The sequence below is a fragment of the Paraclostridium bifermentans genome, assembly GCF_964259345.1.
GTDB lineage: Bacteria > Bacillota > Clostridia > Peptostreptococcales > Peptostreptococcaceae > Paraclostridium > Paraclostridium bifermentans_B.
On sequence record NZ_CAXVJR010000009.1, the window covers coordinates 41,958 to 58,544 of the forward strand.

Sequence of the window (16,587 nt, forward strand, 5' to 3'; positions counted from 1 at the left end):
AATATACCTCACTAAAATTAGTCTTGTATCTAAACAAGGGTTATTCCAAAATATTGAAATAGCCCTTTTATTTTTATTTATCCCATTTCCACTCAGTTATGTTATCAAGCATTCTTCCTCCATGAGGTTGAACTACAGGAGTACCTATATTTAACTTTTCATCTGCTATGTATAAGTGTCCAGCATTTACAAGCCATGCGTATGTACAATCTCCTTTTGTTGAAAATCCTGTTTCTCCATCCCATTGAGCCTTCTTCCAAAATTCTATTGCTTCTTTTTCATCTTCACTTTGTAATGCTTGTTTTATATTTTTATCTACTTTTTCATTTTTATAATACCCAGCATTATTCCATGGAACTCCAACACCTATAACATCGCTACTATATAGATAATTAAGTTCAGATGGATCTCCTGATCCCCATCCAAATAAAACTGGCTGTGAATTAATTTCAGGTTCTATAGTATCCCACGTTTTAGCTTCTAAATCTATTTTTATTCCTATTTGTTTTGCTACTTCAACTACAGCTAGCCCTAGTTCTTGTCTATACTTTCCATCAGTATAAAGAAGTTTAAATTCTGCTTTAGTCCCATCTTTTTCTAAAATACCATCAGAGTCTGTATCTTTCCATCCTCCATCAGCTAAAATCTTTTTAGCTTTTTCTATGTCTGCATCTCCTGTTAGTTTAGTTTCTTCATTAAGCCATGGCATCTTTTCAAGTCCTGTTGTAGACACTTCCCCAAATCCTTCTAGTACTCCGTCTACTAACTCTTGTCTATTAATAGCATAATTTAATGCCTCTCTTATAGCTTTATCACTAGTAACATCATTTCCTACAGGATATCCATTTTTATTTTTTTCTCCACTCTTTTGCATTGGAAACTCTATCCCATAAGTTTCAATACTGTCTAACTCTATAATTTTTTTACCTTCCACATCATTTTTTGCAAAAGCTCCAGGTATCGATGCTATATCAACTTCTCCAGATTTTACGGCTGCATATGCCGCATCATCTTCTAGAAATACCATTGTTAATTTTTCTATATTTGGCTTATCTCCATAGTAATCATCATTTACTTTCGCAATAACTTGTTGCCCTTTATCCCACTGTACAAATTCATACGGCCCTGAACCTATTGGATTTTCTGAAAAATCTTCATTATGTGCATGCTTTGGAACTATTCCTATAGATGCCATTTTTTCTATAAATGTAGATTGAGGTTCTTTTAATTTAAACTCCACAGTATATTCATCAACTGCTTTTACACTATCTAATGAAGTTAAATCTATACTTGATCCACTATTTTTTGCTTTTTCATATGTATAAGCAACATCTTCTGCACTTAATTTCTCTCCATCACTAAACTTTGCATCATCTCTTATTTTTACTGTCCAAGTTAATCTATCTGGAGATACTTCATACCCTGTTGCTAAATCATTTTCCATTCCTAATTGCTTATCTCTTTTAAATAATGTTGAAAAAAACACTCTTGTCATAGATCCATGTCCACCTACTGTAGCATCAAATCCCGCTTCAGGCTCATATGCTACAGCTGCTACAAGTTCATTATTCTCTATCCTGTTATTAGTCGATCCTTTTACATCTGTATTTTTACTTTCCTCTGTTTCTGAACATCCTGTTAATGCACCTATTGTTAACATAATAGTAAATCCTACAGATATAGCTTTTTTTAACTTCATCTCCTTATTATCCCCCTTGTTTTTTAAACTTATCTTTATACAAAAAAACCACGAAAGTTTATTGCCTATTAGCAAATTAAACCTTCATGGTTTTTTATTTCATATAAACTATAGTTTTATTACAAGTTAATTATAGCTATATATTATTTGATATTCAATAATTTCTGAATATTTTTTGTTTTATACAATTTTCATTTACAAGTATCTATCGTTATATAACTTAATACTATCTAAGTTTATATCTTTAACTAATTTAAAACTATCAATTATCCAATTAAAATCTTTAATTTTTATGCATGCTGTCAAAATTAACATTATAAAATATATAATCATAGAAATTATTGTCTGTTCTATAATATTACTTCCTATGTAACTAGATATTAAAACTGCTATGCTTACACATATTATTGGCTTTACTACCCAGTTAAATATTTTAAACTCCAATTTAGTTGTTTTTAATACATTATACATATTTAAAGTAAAGTTAAAAATATTACTTACAAATATCACTATTATAAAACCTTCTATGCCCTTTGTAGGTATTATAAAATATATAATAAGTATTCTAATTATCATGTCTATTAAATTTATTTTTAACAGTGTTACTTGTTTGTTCAAAGAATTCAGAATTCCATCCATAATACGTTCTAAATACATTATAGGTATTATCGGAGCTAAAACTCTAATTATTATACCTATTTCTTTATTAGAATAAACAACCCATCCAATATCATTAGAAAATGCAATAAATACTCCTGATGCAAAAACTGATATTATAAATGTTACTCTAAATACATTTGAAATTATAAAATTAACTAATTTATTACGATTTAACGAGTGTGCTTCTGCTATTTCTGGTATTATCAAAGTTGCAAAGGAACTTAAAAATACAGCTGGAAAATTTATTATAGGTAGTGCCATCCCCTTTATCATACCGAAAATTGATAAAGAAGTTATTACAGAAGTTCCAGACATTCTAAGTGCATTTGGTATTAATATGTCTTCTACAGTTCTAAGTCCACTTTGTATATATGAACTAGAAGCTATAGGTAATGCAATCTTAGTAATATCTATCATTTTACATCTATTGTAACTACTACACGATGTATTTCTGCTCAAAGTTTTTGTTTTATATGTACATAAAAGATATGCATATATGCAAGATATTATATTTCCTACAGCCATTCCTACACATATTAATGCACATATCTTTTCTACATTAGTATCTATAAATACATTAATAGATACTATTACTATAGCCATCATTATCAATTGCTCTATAATTTCTGCTGATACTGATTTAACTACCTCTCTAGCTCCATAAAAATAACCACTAAGACAAGATGATATACCTATAAACGGTAAACTATATGATAATATTTTTAGTGATATAATAGCTCTCTCATCTTTTAATAGTGTCATTCCTATGTATTCTGCCCCGTAAAAAAGCATCATAGAAGTTAATATGCTAAAAAATAAGCTATAGATACACCCCTTATTTACTATAGATCTTATAGCTTTTTTATTTCCTCTTCCCACTTGTTCTGCTACAAGTCTGGTTATAGCTATCCTAACCCCTGCACTTGAGAAAGTAATAGCCATAATATATACAGACATTATAAGTTGATATAACCCCATACCTTCTGGTCCTATCTTTTTGGATAAATAAACTCTAAAAAACATAGCTATAAATCCAAATATAATTGTAGAAAAGGTCATTATAAGTGCATTTATTATAAGTTTCTTTCTTCTCATGTAATCACCTATTATATTTTAAATTTATATTTTTTATACTTTTAATATATATGTGATTACATTAAATAAAATTCTATAATATATTTATGTTTGATGTTAATTCAGTTACATAATCTAGCGCGCATGCTGAATTTTCTTCATCTGACATTATGGTTAAATAATCTCCACCTAATAATACAGTGTTTCCTTTAGGAATAATTTCTTTTCCACCTCTAGTTATTGAAACTATTAAACAATTTTCCGGCCAAGTTATATCTTTTATTTGTTTATGCTCTATTTCACATCCTATTTGAACTGCAATTTCTATAAGACTTTTTCTTACAGGATTAGGCTTAAACTTATGAGCATCCTTTTCTATCCATCTTTCAAGAAGACTTTCATATATAGGTTCTGATTTAAGTAAATCAGATGTTATATAAGCAATTACACACACTATAGCTAATGCAAGCAAATGATCAAAACTTCCTGTCATTTCACAAATTAATATTATTCCAGTTATAGGAGCTTTTACTATAGAAGCAAAATGTCCTGCCATAGCAAGTATTATAAAGTTTAATAAATAAATACTTGGTATATCAAATATGTTTATTGCTATAATTCCAAATATATTTCCTATTAATGCACCTAGAACTAATAGTGGGAAGAAAATTCCTCCTGGAACTCCTGATCCAAAACTAACAAAAGTAAATACAAACTTAACTAATAAAAATAATAATAGCATTTTCAATGTTATAGAATCATGTCCTAAAGACATTATAAGTTCATGTCCTCCACCTAATAATATAGGTGCTGTTAGACCTATAACTCCTGTTATTAAAAATGGGATTATTACTTTTATCTCTGTACTTAACTTAGATTCTTTAAAAATAGCTTGAGTTTTTAAGATACCACTGTTAAATATAACTCCACTTATCCCAACTAATACTCCTAGTATTATTAAAACCCAGTAATATTTTAAATCCATAGGCCTAACACCTACAAAGCTTAGAGATTTTCCAACACCTAGAATATTCTTAGTAACAAAGTCTGACATTAATGCAGATGACATAACTGATAATAAAACCAATGGTGAAAAGTTTTTATGAACTTCTTCTAAAGCAAACATAACTCCAGATATAGGCGCATTAAAAGCTGCTGCTAGACCAGCACTAGCACCACTTGTTATTAAGTATTTCTCTTCTACACTTACTCTTTTAAAAACTTTCGCAAATCCTTCACCTATACTTGCACCCATTTGAACTGAAGGGCCTTCTCTACCTAGAGATAATCCAGCTCCTAGAGCTATAAGTCCTCCTAAAAATTTATAAATTAGTATTCCTAACCAGCTTCCTTTTAGCTTTTTCATTAATATACCTTCAACTTGAGGTATACCACTTCCACTTATCATAGGTTCTTTTTTTACCATAAGGGCAACTAAATATCCACCTATTATTAAAAGAGCAAATAATAGTACAATTCCAAGAGTACTACCTCTACTATTATCATAAAATCCCATAAACACAGAAGATAGTTTTTCTAATAATATTCTGTGAATTACTATTGTAAATCCTACTAAAGCTCCTATTATAGCACTTTCTAATATAAGCTTAAATTTCAGATTTTTGGTATGTCTTAGTAAATTGCAAGTTCTTTCTTTCTCCATCTAAAATCCTCCTTTTTTATAGTCACTATATATTATACTACTAAATCTAACTTTTTTGAATTGTATACAATATGTAAAGTTTATTTTATTTTAAATTTATCTATATACTTTCTATATTTTAGCTATGTTCGATTCCATATTTATTTTTTTTAATATATAATAAATTTTAAATAACCAACTATTAGAAAGGGTATTTTAATGACAAAAGAAACACATTCATCTGGAGGATATTTGTTTGCAGCGCTAATATTTCCTACCTTTAGTTCCATTTATTTAGGTAGTTATAATATTTTATATAAATTAATGCTTTGTGCGATTTTTTTCCAATGCTCTAACTTAGGGTCTTTGCTTCCTGATTTGGATACTAGAAAATCTTATATGAGCAAAAAATGGCCTTATTTATCTAAGTTTATTTCAAAACGATGTAAGCATAGAGGTTTTACCCACAGTTTATTATTTTTAATAGTATTATCAGAACTTTTTAAATTTATAGTTTTAATTGGAGAAGGTAATATAATTTTAATTTGTATGTCTTATGGAGTTTTTATAGGATATACATCCCATATAGTATTGGATGCTTTTACATATGAGGGTGTTGATTTATTTTTCCCACTTGGTTTTAATCTAAAACTTTCAAGATTAAAAACTAGCTCTAAAGGAGAAAAGTATATCTATAAAATACTGAAATTTATATCTATTAACTTGATACTTTATAACTTATATATTTTACTAGAACTAAAAATATAACTCCTAACAAATATTTGTTAGGAGTTATATTTAATATATGTCAGAAAATTCTATTTGAATTTTTTTATCCATATTTATAGATTCGTTTTGCACTATATTTAAATTTTGATTTAATATAGTTTTATTAGGTATACTTACTTTAAACTCTGTCCCTAATCCTATCTTACTATTTACACTTATTATACCGTCATGTAAATTTACTAGAGATTTTACAATAGATAATCCTATGCCACTACCCTCACTAACTTTAGTTAATCTATTATCTACTTGTTTGAATTTTTCAAAAATATCTTCTAGTTTATCACTCGGTATACCTATACCAGTGTCTTTTACTTTTATATCTATATAATCATCATTACAATTTATATTTACATCAATATTTCCTGTATCTTTGTTATACTTTATAGCATTAGATAGTAAATTCAATATTATCCTTTCCATTTTATCACCGTCAAAAGCAATTATTTTTTCTTCTTTATCTGTATCAAATGTAAGCTCTATATTTTGTAATTTACTAAACTCTACAACTGAATCACATATGTTTTCAACAAAACTTATAATATCTTGATTTTTAGGAATATAATCTAAACATCCAGAATCAATTCTCGTAGAATCAATCAAATTGTTAACTAATTTCAAAAGTCTCATTCCATTTTGTTCTATTATACCTAGATATCTTATAAGTACATTTATATCTCCCTGTTTTATTTTAGATATGCTTTGATCTATTAATTGCACAGATGAAAATATTAAATTTAATGGAGTTCTAAATTCATGTGTTAAGTTTGAGAAAAAATCTAACCTCAGTTTTTCTAATTCTCTTTCTGTTGCTTTTTTCTCAGTTAAATCTATTACTATACCTATTATACCTGTAACTTTCTTTTTATAGTCCCATAAAGGTACCTTTGTTATTTCTATATACTTATCATCTTCTCTTCTCTCTAAATATATTTCATCAACAGTTGTTAGTTTGTGTTTTATAACTTTGTTATCAGCCTCTTTGTAAATATTTATATTATAATCATTAGTGCTTAAATCATAATCTTTTTTACCTATAATTTTATTTCTATCAACCTCAAGCAATTCCTCAAAAGCTTCATTGCAATAAAGATATACGCCTTGTGTATCTTTATAAAAAATAGGTACTGGTAAATTATCTACTATTATCTCTAACATTTTATTTCTATTTTCTATACCTATTGGTGTTTTAGAGTTTACATAGTCATATACTTTATATCCATATGTACCTATAATGTACTTATCTTCATCAAACATAGGGTAAATAAATATACTAACCCATCTTCCATCTTCATATATTATTTTTTCTACAATATCTTCATCTTTACTTAAAATAAGTTGTTCATATTCTTCTATATATTCAAATTCTTCATATATACTTGTCTCTGAAGTTTTCTTTCCAATTACATCTACACTTTTTACTTTCATTATTTTCTCGAAATTTCTATTTACTTGTATATATCTACCATTAATATCTTTTATCCATATAATAGCTTTTAAGTCATTCTGTATTGCCAAGTTGTAGTTATTACTTATATGGTAAGCCTCAAACCATATATAAAATTCATCTTCATCATCAAAGTTTAAAATTATTTTATATATATTTTGCATTGTATTTATATATTGATATTTTATAATTCTATTTTCTTTGACTTTAGAAAATTTTTTTATTTCATTTATAGATATTCCCAAAATATCTTCTACACTTTTATCTATTATGTCTTTTTCATCTTTTAATTCTAATTTTCTAATTAATAAATCATTACTTCCCTTAGCTATATATCGTATATTTCCACCCTCATCTATACGTTTTCCCCATATATAAGGTATTGGACACATATCTAATATATTTTTATATTTGTGTACTCCCAAACCCATCTCCCCTTATTCTTTATACCTATTTTCACATTATTATAATTATAACAAATAAATACAAAAATCTCGATTATATTTTATAATCGAGATTTTTATTTATGCATATATATCAGAAAATTCAACTTTTATCTTTTCTATATACGAATTTTGTAAGTTTTTTTCTATTATTGTATACTCACATTCATTATCCATTTTGTCTGGAATTCTTATTTTAAATGTCGTTCCTATATCTAGTTCACTATCAGCGTGTATACTACCTCCATGCATATCTATCAGGCACTTAACTAGATAAAGTCCTATTCCGCTACCTTCTCCTCTTCTTATTACATTGTTATCTACTTGTTTAAATCTATCAAATACAGATTCCAATTTATGTTTTGGTATACCTATCCCATTATCAGATATACTTATTTCTATCATATTATTCTCTTCTTTTATATAAATTTTTATTTTTCCATTGTCTTTACTAAATTTTATTGCATTAGATAATAGATTAAGAATTATACGCTCCATTTGGTCAAGATCAAAACTTATGACTTTTTCTTCCATTTCAGTATCAAATACTATATCTATGTTTTTATGGCTAGCAAAATCTACTACGGACATGCATATGCCTTCTATAAAATTTATTATGTCATAGTTTTGAGGATTATGATCAAAGTAACCTGATGTTATTTTATTAGAATCGATTATATTATTTACTAACTTCAATAGTCTATATGTATTTTGATTTGCCATATTTATGTATTTTGAAATAAATTGTTCTTCACTTACATTTGTATTTTTTATTTTTAAATCTAATACTTGCAATGAACTAAATATTAAATTTAAGGGCGTTCGTAATTCATGTGATAAATTTGTAAAAAATTCATTTCTTATCTTATTAGTCTTTTCATATTCTAATTCCTTATTTTTATCTATAAACCAAATAGAATATTTATTTTCATTTATATGTTTAGAAATTAATTCGTAACTTTTTTTTACTTTCTTTAAATTTATAGTTTTATTTTTCCCTTCCACAACCCACTCTAGCTTCTCAGTTATATCATCAATGCCTAAAATTTCATATATATCCTTATTAATTAATTCTTTTCTATTTATATCCAAAATTTCTTCAAAAGAATTATTTACGCTTTTTACTATAAAGGAATATTTTTCATTTTCTATTTTTATTAATTCGCCAAATACATATGGAATAGGCGATAATTCTAACGCATTTTCTTCAAAACAATTGGACTTCATTTTACTCCCCCACCTCTAAAACAAATTAAAAAATAATTATATTAAAATTTCTATTTACTTCTAATGATTTCCTTTCATATTTTCATATTTTTTTTAGACATTTTATTTAAAACATATATTTTTAAAGTTTTTCCGTACTATATCTTTATTTTATTTACTTTTATTTTATTTGAACTTTATAAAATTTTCTATAAATTTATTTTACACTTTATTTTTCATAATTTTTATTATAATATAATAGATAATTAATTGTATAAATTACTTAATATTTTGTTACTTTATAGATATTAATTGTAAATAATAAAGGAGTGTGTATTTATGCGTAGATATAATTTTAAAGAAATTAACGACATGTATGGAAAAATTAGTCCTTTTGAATTTAAAGATAAACTAATAAAATTAGCGAAGTTTAGAGCCATGGAAAGTGGTAGAAGGGTTTTAGATGCTGGTCGTGGTAATCCTAACTGGACAGCTGCAACTCCTCGTGAAGCATTTTTTACATTTGGTCAATTTGCAGTAAATGAAACTCGTAGAACATGGGATGAAGGTGATTTAGCTGGAATGCCAAAAAAAGAAGGGATAGCTACGCGTTTTTATAAATATATTTATGATAATTTAAATATGCCTGGTGCTAAATTAGCTAAAGAAATTGTTGATTATGGTATAGAAGAATTTGATTTTGATCCAGATTCTTGGGTGTTTGAATTAGCCGATGGAATAATAGGTGACAATTATCCTTCTCCAGACAGAATTCTTAATCACATAGAAGTAATAGTTAAAAAATATTTAATAAAGGAAATGAAATATGACACTAAGTTAGGTGGCCCTTTAAGTATATTCGCAGTTGAAGGTGCTACAGCTGCAATGTGTTATATATTTGATTCTCTAATGGCTAATGAATTGCTTAAAAAAGGTGATAAAATAGCTATTATGACTCCTATATTTACACCTTATTTAGAAATACCACATCTTCCAAGATACAATTTTGATGTAGTATATATAAATGCTGATGAAATTGATGAAAATAACCGTCATACTTGGCAATATTCAAGAGAAGAATTAGAAAAACTTTCTGATAAATCTATAAAAGCTTTATTTTTAGTTAATCCTAATAACCCTGCTTCTATAGCTATAGATGAAACTAGTAGTGATAATTTAATAGATGTAGTAAAAAACAATCACCCTGATTTAATGATAATCTCTGATGATGTTTATGGTACATTTGTTAATGGATTTAAATCTATAATGGCAAATTTACCTTATAATACAATAGGTGCTTATTCTTATTCTAAGTATTTTGGAGTAACTGGATGGCGTTTAGGTACATTAGCGCTTCATGAAAATAATGTTTTTGATAAACTTATAAATGAACTTCCTGAGGATTTAAAGGCTTCTGTAGACAAGCGTTATAGTGATATGAGTTTAAATCCTGATAGTATATCATTTATGGATAGAATAGTAGCTGACAGTAGACTTGTAGCTCTAAACCATACAGCAGGTTTATCTACTCCACAGCAAGTTCAAATGGCATTTTTCTCTGCTTTTGCACTAATAGATAAAGAAAACTCTTATAAAGCTGTAAATATGTCTATCTGTAAACGTAGACAAAAACTATTCTATGATGCTTTAGGTGTTGAGTTAAGAAAAGATAATAACGATGCTTCTTATTATGTTATATTTGATATTATAAAATGGGCAACTAATAATTATGGAGAAGATTTTGCTGATTTTATAAAAACTAATTATAAGCCAGCTGATATGTTATTTAAGTTAGCTAATAATTACTCTATTGTTCTTTTAAGTGGACATGGATTCTATGGTCCTGAGTGGTCTGTAAGGGTATCTCTTGCAAACTTAGATGATGAGTCTTATGTATTTATAGGAAATGCAATAAAAGAAGTATTAAGTTTTTATGTTTATACATGGAAAAGAAAATAACAAAAGTAGCTTCTATATAGAAGCTACTTTTATTTTATCGTCTTAAACTATATTTAATTTCATATCTACCAATTTTACATTCACCTAATTTTAGTCTATTAGTTATTTCACTTTTATTTTTATCGAAAAATTTAGCACAATCATCTATAGATTTAAATACTTCTATAACTTCTTGTTTTTTATCTATTAATTCTATTCTCTTTTTTCCACCGCGTCTAATAATTTTTCCATACTTTTTAAAGTATTCATCATATTCTTTGTCTAAATCTTCAAACTTATAATGCATATGTATGGCATCTATATTATTACTAGATAATATTTCTTCTCTTTTTTCTTCAGATATTTCTTTATTCCAAAGTTCTTCATGTAAAAGATTAAATACTTCTATTATATTTTTATTTCCTATCTTTTTAGGACTTATATCTACTTTTAACTTTTTACTTAAAAATTTTATAGCCTCTCCAAAATAATCAGTATATCCATATTGTAAATTTTCTTTTATGTATTCTATAGGCACGCCTAATTTTTTACTACATTCTTTATGAGTTTCAAATGTAAATTCTTCATTAGAATAAACATCTATAGCTTTTATTTTCTTTCCTCTTTGAATTTTAGCTAATTTTATATATTCTTTTTCTTCGTCTGTCAATTCGTTAAATTTTTCATCTTCTTCATTTATTAATTCACAAGATTTCTCGTCTTCTATTGTTGTTTTTTCTTCTATTTCGTCTTGATCATATTCATTTTCAACTTGATTTTCATCAATATCATCAGCTATATCACTTTCATCTTGCTGTAAATTTTCTTGAGGTTTTATTTTTTCAACTTCAATTTTCACATCTTTAACTTCTTCTTTTGTCTGCTTATCGTCTTTATTAACTTTTATAAAATTTAATAATTTCTTTAACAAATTTGTTCCTCCTAAATCTTTTGTCTAATCCCCCTGATTAGCTATAAGTACTCTTATAGTATACTAAATATTTGTTAAATTATATATAAAAATATACTTATTTGTCATAAACATGTATATTTTTATATATAATTTAAAAACACCTGCTAAATTTTAGCAGGTGTTTATTTATGTTGATTTTAATTATTAACTTGCTTTTTTATCGTTATTAGCATTTTTCCCATGCTTCTTTTCATATCTACTATATAAGAAGAATCCTACTAATCCAAATACAACAGGTCCACCTATCATAGTTAATGATTTAGTTATTCCTGCTGGAGATGATAATGATGGTTCTATTACAGTAAACACGTTAGCAAATCCAACTAATATGCCTATTATTACAGAGAAAGTAGTTGCCATTCCAAGGCTCTTATACACTACGAATGGTTTTTCAACTTTACCTTCTAATTGCTTTTTCTTAAATGCAGGGAATGCACTTGATAAGAATAAATAAGGTATAGTCATAGCAACGTTAGTCATAAGAACTAATAATGCGAAGAATTCACTTGCACTCTTACCACCAAATGAAACTAAAAGTATCATAGCTACAACTACTATAGCTTGCCATTTCATTGCTTCTATAGGCATTCCATTTTTTATTTCTCCTAATTTACCAGGCCAAACCTCTTTAGGTGCACCTTCTATAAGAGTTTTTAATGGAGAGTAAGTTAATGTGAAGAAAGCTCCTGATAATGCTAAGAACATTGATAATCCAACGAATCTAGCAACCCAAGCTCCCATTACTAATGAAGTAGCTTCACTAGCTCCAACAGCAACTCCAAATTGGTATCCTAAGTTTTGCATTAATACATAAGCAACGTTAGCCATATTTACATCACTTGATGATAATATATCACCCCAGTTAGTAAACATACCACAAGCAAATATACCTACAGCATATCCTACAGATATTACTATAGCTGCTAAAGTAAGTCCTTTAGGGAAAGTTTTTTCAGCATTTTCAGTTTGGTCAACTAATCCACCTAAAACTTCTAATCCACCAAATGCAAATATTGCAAATGTTAAGAATGATAATACAGTTAATGGTGTTTGATATGCTGGGTTTGGAGAGTTCGTAAACGCTTTTACAACATCGCTTACAGGCTCTGCAAATTGTCCTTTATTAAGAGCTACAACAGCAACCCCACCTATTAGTAAAACTAAGTTTAATGCTGCAACTGCAGTACCACCTATAGATGTAACCTTAGTTATCTTTTCTATACCTTTAGTAGATACATAAGTAACTAATATTATCCATAAAGCACCTAGTATTCCTAGTGTTTGAACTGAAGTTAATCCAAATAAAGACCAAGTTGATGTAGCATCATATCCAAATATTGCATTTGATAATGGTATCCATAAACTTGAAGCAACGTTTACCATCCAAACAATGTAAGATGCATACCACATGAAAGTTCCTACGAATGCATACTTAGGACCTACAGATTTTTCCATCCAAGAGTACATTCCTCCTGATTCATGTTTAAATGCAGCTCCGTATTCAGCCATCATGAATGCATATGGTATGAAAAATAAAATTGCACTTAATATATACCAAGGTATAGCTGCATATCCCATTAGGAAAAAGGCTCTTGGCATATTAGCGAACCCAAATACTGATGTAAATATCATAAGTACTAAAGGAACTAATGTTAATTTTTTAGCATTGTTGTTATTACCTGCCATTTGTTTTCCTCCTCTTAAAGTATATAAATACTTTTTACATTTAAGGTTAATTTAATTCATATTACAAAAGATTAACCTTTTCCACGTTACACATAATATCATATTTCTACAAATTTTCCAATACATTTTAAATTTAATTAAATCTTTAGATTTTATAAACAATTTAAAAAAATGATTTTTTGAAATATTTTGTAGAAATTAAAATTGCATTTTATCAAAACTCTATTTTAATTTAATAATTATTTTTAAAATTTTCACATTTAAAATCTAATTTATTTTCTGTGTTTTATTATTATTTGTGGTTTTTCAAATAAAAAAGTCGCTTCGCTCCTGTCGCCAACGACTTCGTCCGTTGCTCAAAATGTTCTTTTTTACTTTCAGCAAAGTATTGATATAACTATAATTTATAAGTTATCAACAGATATTCGTTAAGCATAAATCCCTTAAGCGTAAAAAAAGAGGCTCTCGCCTCTTTTTTATACATTTAAGTCTATTTTCATTCCTATTAAATCTTTATATTCATCTATTGCTGCATTTACTGTTTCTTCAACAAATTCAACAACTTGTTGTGGAGCTCTTCCAACAAAGTTTTTAGGGTCCATTATTGATAATATTTCTTCTTTGCTCATTTTAAACGTATCACAATCGATTAAAATTAATTCTAGTAAGTTATTATCTTTACCTTCTTGTTTTACTCTTTTTGCAGCTTCCATAGAATACTCTCTTATTACTTCATGTAACTCTTGTCTATCTCCACCTCTTTTTACAGCTTCCATAAGTATTGTTTCTGTAGCCATAAAAGGTAGTTCTTCATTTATATGCTTATTTATTATATTTTCATAAACTACAAGTCCATCAGTAACATTTATACCTATTTCAAGTATAGCATCTACTGCCATAAATGCTTGTGGTATAGCAAGTCTTTTATTAGCTGAGTCATCTAGACTTCTTTCTAACCATTGAGTTGCTTGTACAAGCGCTGGACTTAAGCTTTCAGCTATAACAAATTTAGATAAAGATGCAATTCTTTCACTTCTCATAGGATTTCTCTTATATGCCATAGCAGATGACCCTATTTGATTTTTACCAAATGGCTCTTCTATTTCTTTTAAGCTTTGTAATAATCTTATATCATTAGTCATTTTATGCATGCTTTGTGCTATTCCTGATAATATAGATATTACTTGGTAGTCTAATTTTCTAGTATATGTTTGTCCACTTACTGCATATGATGCTTTATATCCCATCTTCTCACATACTAATTTATCTAATTCTTTAACCTTTTTATCATCATCTTCAAATAAACTTAAGAAACTAGCTTGTGTTCCAGTTGTACCTTTAACACCTCTTAGTTTCATATTTTCTATTCTAAAGTTTAAATCTTCTAAATCTATTATTAAATCTTGTGCCCATAAACATGCTCTTTTTCCTACAGTAGTCAATTGAGCCGCTTGGAAATGTGTAAATCCTAAAGTTGGTATATCTTTATTTTTAATTGCAAATTCTTTTAAATTACTTATTAAGTTAACTAATTTAACTCTTATAAGTTTTAATGCTTCAGTCATTTGTATTACATCAGTATTGTCACCAACATAAGCACTAGTTGCACCTAAGTGTATTATCCCTTTTGCATTATCGCATTGTAATCCATAAGCTTTTACATGGCTCATAACGTCATGTCTTACTTCTTTTTCTATTTTTCTAGCTTCATCAAAGTTTATATTATTTATGTTAGCTTTTAATTCATTTATTTGTTCATCAGTTATATTTAGACCTAATTCTTTTTCTGATTCTGCTAATGCAACCCATAATTTTCTCCAAGTTGAAAATTTAAATTGTGGAGAAAATACATAACTCATATCTTTACTGCAATATCTATCTATTAATGGATTTGCATATGTACTATATTTATTTTCCATTTAATTAGCACCTTCCTTGTGTCTTTATTTTATAAATTAATTATATATAATTTAACGAACAATAACAAGCTATTTTTTATTTATGTTCATCTTATCACTGCTTATAATATAATCTATACTATCACTATCTACAAAATTTACTACATATTTATATCTAATTGCATAGTATTTATCACACCATCCAAGTTGATTTTTAACTTCTTCATCCTTAGCTCCAAGCCTTAAACTTATCGCTGCGAATGAATGTCTAAAATCTTTAGATGAGTAATTGCTTAATCCCGCTATGTCTAATGCCTTTCTTACAATTATTCTTACATTTCTATCTGTTATAGAATTACTTTTTTGAGTTACAAAAACAAAATCATCTGTTGGCATTATAACTTCTGGTAATCCTAAGTACTTTCTATAATCCTCCATTATAGAAAAACAGTATGGGTGTAACTTAACAACTCTTTCTTTTTTATTTTTCCCAAGTCTTACATAAGAATTCCCTTTATCATCTATCATTAAATCTTTCCATTTTAAATTCACAAGTTCATTTAAAAGGCACCCTGTAGTTATTAAAAATATAACTATTAATCTATCTCTAACATTAAGTCTTATTAAGCTATCTATTAACTTGTTTATTTCCTGAATGCTTAATACATCATCCTTTGTTTTTATTCTACTCACCTGTGGTTTTTTTACTAATTTAAACAAGTTATTTTCTATATATCCTTGTTTATTCATATAATTGTAAAAGCTATGCAAATAACTATATATCTTTTCTGATGTTGATTTAGCATAGTTATCTCTTACAAAGTCTATAAAATTGCTACAATCTTCTTTAGTTATATCTAGTAAGTCCTTATTCTTAATAAATTCTTTAAATAAAATAACTTTACTTAAATAATCATGTCGTGTATTTGGATTATGTTTTTTTGAAAATTCTTTGAAAATTTCATATTCATATTCATTTAATAATATGTTTTCCACTATCTTTTATCCCCCTATATTTATTATTTTAAAATTATTAATATTTTATTAAATACCTCCTTATATATATTGAATATATTTATTAACATTGGTATACTTTAACTTATGGTCAAAATACTTTTAATTTAGGAGGTAGTTA

Annotated in this window: 11 protein-coding genes; 2 read left to right on the plus strand and 9 right to left on the minus strand. The window is 27.2% G+C overall.

Features of this window, described 5'->3' with window-relative positions:
• Positions 1-73: 73 nt before the first annotated feature.
• From ACEXNK_RS15305 to ACEXNK_RS15315, 3 genes are all read right to left on the minus strand, one after another.
• Positions 74-1,699, minus strand: a complete 1,626-nt coding sequence (locus tag ACEXNK_RS15305; RefSeq protein WP_373599973.1) for an ABC transporter substrate-binding protein — start codon at positions 1,697-1,699, stop codon at positions 74-76.
• A 195-nt stretch (positions 1,700-1,894) separates the two neighbouring features.
• Positions 1,895-3,454: an oligosaccharide flippase family protein gene (locus ACEXNK_RS15310; RefSeq protein WP_373599972.1), complete on the minus strand. Its 1,560-nt coding sequence runs from the start codon at positions 3,452-3,454 to the stop codon at positions 1,895-1,897.
• Positions 3,455-3,527: 73 nt separating this feature from the next.
• Complete coding sequence (locus ACEXNK_RS15315; RefSeq protein WP_373599971.1) at positions 3,528-5,096, minus strand: ClC family H(+)/Cl(-) exchange transporter; 1,569 nt, start codon at positions 5,094-5,096, stop codon at positions 3,528-3,530.
• Between the two features lie 198 nt (positions 5,097-5,294).
• On the opposite strand from ACEXNK_RS15315, the gene ACEXNK_RS15320 reads away from it, so the two are divergent.
• Positions 5,295-5,843, plus strand: a complete 549-nt coding sequence (locus tag ACEXNK_RS15320; RefSeq protein WP_373599970.1) for a metal-dependent hydrolase — start codon at positions 5,295-5,297, stop codon at positions 5,841-5,843.
• Between the two features lie 30 nt (positions 5,844-5,873).
• On the opposite strand, the gene ACEXNK_RS15325 is transcribed toward ACEXNK_RS15320, so the two are convergent.
• Together ACEXNK_RS15325 and ACEXNK_RS15330 are read right to left on the minus strand one after the other, a co-directional pair.
• Positions 5,874-7,733, minus strand: a complete 1,860-nt coding sequence (locus ACEXNK_RS15325; RefSeq protein ID WP_373599969.1) for a sensor histidine kinase — start codon at positions 7,731-7,733, stop codon at positions 5,874-5,876.
• 99 nt (positions 7,734-7,832) lie between these two features.
• Entirely contained in the window at positions 7,833-8,978 is a 1,146-nt protein-coding gene (locus ACEXNK_RS15330) for a sensor histidine kinase (RefSeq protein ID WP_373599968.1), read from the minus strand.
• A 318-nt stretch (positions 8,979-9,296) separates the two neighbouring features.
• On the opposite strand from ACEXNK_RS15330, the gene aspD reads away from it, so the two are divergent.
• Positions 9,297-10,916, plus strand: coding sequence for an aspartate 4-decarboxylase (aspD, locus tag ACEXNK_RS15335; protein WP_373599967.1), 1,620 nt, complete (start codon positions 9,297-9,299; stop codon positions 10,914-10,916).
• A gap of 34 nt (positions 10,917-10,950) precedes the next feature.
• On the opposite strand, the gene ACEXNK_RS15340 is transcribed toward aspD, so the two are convergent.
• From ACEXNK_RS15340 to ACEXNK_RS15355, 4 genes are all read right to left on the minus strand, one after another.
• Positions 10,951-11,826, minus strand: a complete 876-nt coding sequence (locus ACEXNK_RS15340) for a hypothetical protein (protein ID WP_373599966.1) — start codon at positions 11,824-11,826, stop codon at positions 10,951-10,953.
• A gap of 186 nt (positions 11,827-12,012) precedes the next feature.
• The gene (yjeM, locus tag ACEXNK_RS15345; RefSeq protein ID WP_373599965.1) at positions 12,013-13,554 is read right to left on the minus strand and encodes a glutamate/gamma-aminobutyrate family transporter YjeM; all 1,542 of its coding nucleotides are present in this window, start codon (positions 13,552-13,554) and stop codon (positions 12,013-12,015) included.
• Positions 13,555-14,030: 476 nt separating this feature from the next.
• Positions 14,031-15,473 (minus strand): adenylosuccinate lyase, encoded by a 1,443-nt coding sequence (gene purB / locus ACEXNK_RS15350; protein ID WP_373599964.1) that lies wholly within the window; start codon positions 15,471-15,473, stop codon positions 14,031-14,033.
• A 69-nt stretch (positions 15,474-15,542) separates the two neighbouring features.
• Positions 15,543-16,451: a tyrosine-type recombinase/integrase gene (locus ACEXNK_RS15355; RefSeq protein WP_373600065.1), complete on the minus strand. Its 909-nt coding sequence runs from the start codon at positions 16,449-16,451 to the stop codon at positions 15,543-15,545.
• Positions 16,452-16,587 lie beyond the last annotated feature (136 nt).

Coding starts and splice junctions, on each gene's coding strand:
- ACEXNK_RS15305 (WP_373599973.1), bottom strand. CDS start 1,699: ATGAAGTTAAAAAAAGCTATATCTGTAGGATTTACTATTATGTTAACA.
- ACEXNK_RS15310 (WP_373599972.1), bottom strand. CDS start 3,454: ATGAGAAGAAAGAAACTTATAATAAATGCACTTATAATGACCTTTTCT.
- ACEXNK_RS15315 (WP_373599971.1), bottom strand. CDS start 5,096: ATGGAGAAAGAAAGAACTTGCAATTTACTAAGACATACCAAAAATCTG.
- ACEXNK_RS15320 (WP_373599970.1), top strand. CDS start 5,295: ATGACAAAAGAAACACATTCATCTGGAGGATATTTGTTTGCAGCGCTA.
- ACEXNK_RS15330 (WP_373599968.1), bottom strand. CDS start 8,978: ATGAAGTCCAATTGTTTTGAAGAAAATGCGTTAGAATTATCGCCTATT.
- aspD (WP_373599967.1), top strand. CDS start 9,297: ATGCGTAGATATAATTTTAAAGAAATTAACGACATGTATGGAAAAATT.
- yjeM (WP_373599965.1), bottom strand. CDS start 13,554: ATGGCAGGTAATAACAACAATGCTAAAAAATTAACATTAGTTCCTTTA.
- purB (WP_373599964.1), bottom strand. CDS start 15,473: ATGGAAAATAAATATAGTACATATGCAAATCCATTAATAGATAGATAT.